At 38.1% G+C, this 3,074-nt stretch carries 4 protein-coding genes; all 4 read left to right on the top strand.

Annotated features, from left to right (window positions below):
- The first annotated feature begins 70 nt into the window (after window positions 1-70).
- The 4 genes from OQ5_RS0109545 (at window position 71) to OQ5_RS0109525 (ending at window position 2,923) form a co-directional block, all read left to right on the top strand.
- Window positions 71-361, top strand: coding sequence for a hypothetical protein (locus tag OQ5_RS0109545; protein ID WP_016777279.1), 291 nt, complete (start codon window positions 71-73; stop codon window positions 359-361).
- Between the two features lie 13 nt (window positions 362-374).
- On the top strand, window positions 375-1,646 hold the full coding sequence (locus OQ5_RS0109540) for a hypothetical protein (protein WP_016777278.1): 1,272 nt from the start codon (window positions 375-377) through the stop codon (window positions 1,644-1,646).
- 2 nt (window positions 1,647-1,648) lie between these two features.
- A complete protein-coding gene (locus tag OQ5_RS0109535; RefSeq protein WP_016777277.1) occupies window positions 1,649-2,155 on the top strand; it encodes a hypothetical protein in 507 nt (168 codons plus the stop codon).
- 288 nt (window positions 2,156-2,443) lie between these two features.
- The gene (locus OQ5_RS0109525; RefSeq protein WP_255297462.1) at window positions 2,444-2,923 is read left to right on the top strand and encodes a hypothetical protein; all 480 of its coding nucleotides are present in this window, start codon (window positions 2,444-2,446) and stop codon (window positions 2,921-2,923) included.
- Window positions 2,924-3,074: the final 151 nt, after the last annotated feature.

The raw sequence follows: 3,074 nt of genomic DNA, 5'->3' as shown, positions 1-3,074 counted from the left end.
CGTAATAGATAATTTATGAATAATGCAGGTTTGACCAGACTCATTCAATTCTAACTTAAACTCTTTACCTGTGAAGCAAATTTCTTATTTTGTATGTCTGCTTTTTGTTTTCCTTCCATTGTTGTTTTTAACCGGCTGTGAAAAAGATGAAATGAAGGTCTCAGCCAACGATACAACTCTGACAGACTTTGATTACCAAAGTGTTGATGATGCGCGTCAGTGGTTTTATCAGCAAACCGGGGGAAATGTTTTTCTTGAAAGAGAATTGTCGACCAAAAGTACCGGTGTTCAGACCGCCGAAGTACCCCTGTTTGGCGATTGGGAAAACAGTATATCCCAACACGTGGGACATATAATATAACGTTGAAACGCCCGTGTTTACTGTTGGCGATGAAGAGGCATTTTCCGAAGCCCTGAACGGCACCAGCCTGTTAAAAAGTGAAAGCACGGAAGAGACCGTTCGTTCACGTACCCGCATAGTGGTTCAGGCAAATGAAGAAAGCGGTGAAACCCGTGGTTTTTTGATGACAGTTGTCCCCGATGAAGACTATCTTGCTTCGGGCGGCAGCATCGACTCTGTTGATTATTACCACCGCGGCGAATCCTTTAGCGGATTGATTGTATTTAATCATCTGGACGGAAGCTTTGCGAATGCGTGGAAGTACAAGGGAGGAGAAATAATAAGTGGATATATTTCTGATGGTTCTCAGAATGAAAATTCATTAAAGTCAATTTACTTGCTTGAAGTCGAGTTCTGTAATGACATATATCTAATTTATAATGGAAATGTCTCTTATCTGAAACGTTCTTGTTTTACCAGGACATTACCTGTGATGAGTATTGATGATGGAGGTGGCGGGGGAGTTTATGATGATTGGTTCCCCGATGATGGTGGCGGAGGCGGGAGTTCGGGTTCAGGAACATATATAGAAAAGGATGAAAACTCTGAAAAGGAAATTACGCCCTCCAATCCTGATATCGATTACCATCCATCCTTTGAAACATCAAGCGCACAATGTGTAAAGGACAAGCTCGACAAAGGGGACATCATTAACCGGTTACTGGCAGGGTTTGAGCTGGATACCAGTCAGATTGATCTGGTATTCACCATTGGACAGTTAGATAGTATTAATGCAAATGGACGGTGTGTTTATCATCCTATACCTAAAGATATGGTAATAATCATTGATCAGGAACGTTTGAATGCTCCTTCCATAAGCCTTGCGCGTACCATTCTCCATGAATGTTTTCATGCTTATCTTTTTGGAAAAATTTTTCAAGAAGAAATTCATCAAGGTCTTGCTCCGGAACCGAATTTTAGTTCAGATTGGAATCAATATCTGATTCAGTATGGCGATACGGCACAACATAATTATATGGCCGACCAATACATTGGTTTCATGAAAGATGCATTGGCTTCTTTTTATTATCTTTCCGATCATGACCGTGAGCGGAGGTTGTTTGAAGGGGCAGTTGGAGATAACGATTTCTGGGATATTGATACCTTTTTTGAAGTTTTGTCCTGGGGCGGCTTAAAAGAAACCGATGCTTTTAAGGATTATTACAGGGATTTGAAGAACCAAAGGGATTATAATTTTTATTTGACAGATTTTATCCCTAAATGGCCAACCGAAAATTGCAATTAGTTATGAAGTTCGTGATATTTTTTATTAGTGGATTGCTAACCTATAATTCACTTTCCTCACAAGTGGTAACAGACGATACTGTGGTTTGTATCATTGATACCACCAACAGTTATGTTGAATTTGTAAAAAATCCCATAAAACGCGATAATTATCAACCTCCTGATCATTGGCAAATCAGGATAGATGGTCATTATTATGATCATGTCCCGTATGATAAGGATATTGCCTGTATTGTGTTTAGCGCAGGTTGGTGGAGTGGAAATCTTGGGAATATTTCTGGGTTTCCTAAAAAAAGAGTACCTAAAAAGGGTCTTACAGAAAGATTTATTGTTGTCGATGATGAATGGATCAATCAACAAACCAGTTTAAATTCATTGGGACGAAAATTAGGTTATGCCCCTTTTAGTAAGTACAATTATATCATTTTCAGTCAGGACTATGATTGTGCAGATTCCGATTCTGTAACCATGCACAGGGTGGAAATTGGGTATAGTGAAGTCCAGTATTAAGGCAAGAGTCAGGGTTTCACTTGCAGTGAAGCCCTGACTAATTCCAGATCATGACCGTGAGCGAAAGTTGTTTGAAGGGGCTGTCGCAGATAACGATTACTGGGATATTGATACTTTTTTTGAAATTCTGTCCTGGGGCGGCTTAAAAGAAACAAATGCTTTTAAGGATTATTACAGGGATTTAAAAAACCAAAGGGACTATAATTTTTATCAAACGGATTTTATCCCATTATGGCCAACCGAAAATTGCAAGTAGTTATGAGAAAGTTTATTTTTTTACTTTTAGTTATGATACATAGTATTTACGCTGAAAGTCAGGTATTAACCAATGATACAGTTGTTTGTATCATTGATACAATAAAAAGTTATGTTGAGTTTATAGAGAATCCCATACAACGTGATAACTATCAAATTTCTGCTCATTGGCAAATCGGGATAGATGGTCATTATTATGACCATGTGTCGTATACTAAAGATATTGCTTATATCGGGTTTATGGCTGGATTATGGAGAGGAAATCTGCGGGATATTTCCGGGTTTACCAAAAAAAAAAAGGTACTTAAAAAGGGGCTAACAGAACGATTTATCGTTGTCGATGATGAATGGATCAATCAACAAACCAGTTTACGACATTTAAAAAATAAATTAGGAATAGCTCCTTTCGATAAGTATAATTACATCATTTTCAGTCAGGACTATGATTGTGCAGATTCCGACTCTGTAACCATGCACAGGGTTGAAATAGGTTATAGTGAAGTTCAGTATTAGGGCAAAGGCTTTGGGAAGGTCAGAGTTTCACTTTAAGTGAAACCCTGATTTGATGGATATCCTTTATGTTCACACCGCATTCATAGTACTTCTTGAATAGTCTTTTGAATGTTGATAATGTCATCCTCATTTTTTGCCATTAAAAATTTAA

The organism is Anaerophaga thermohalophila str. Valhall, from assembly GCF_000250735.1.
GTDB lineage: Bacteria > Bacteroidota > Bacteroidia > Bacteroidales > Marinilabiliaceae > Anaerophaga > Anaerophaga thermohalophila_A.
Note: the sequence above shows the minus strand (reverse complement) of the source record. Positions and strands in the feature narration are given on the sequence as shown.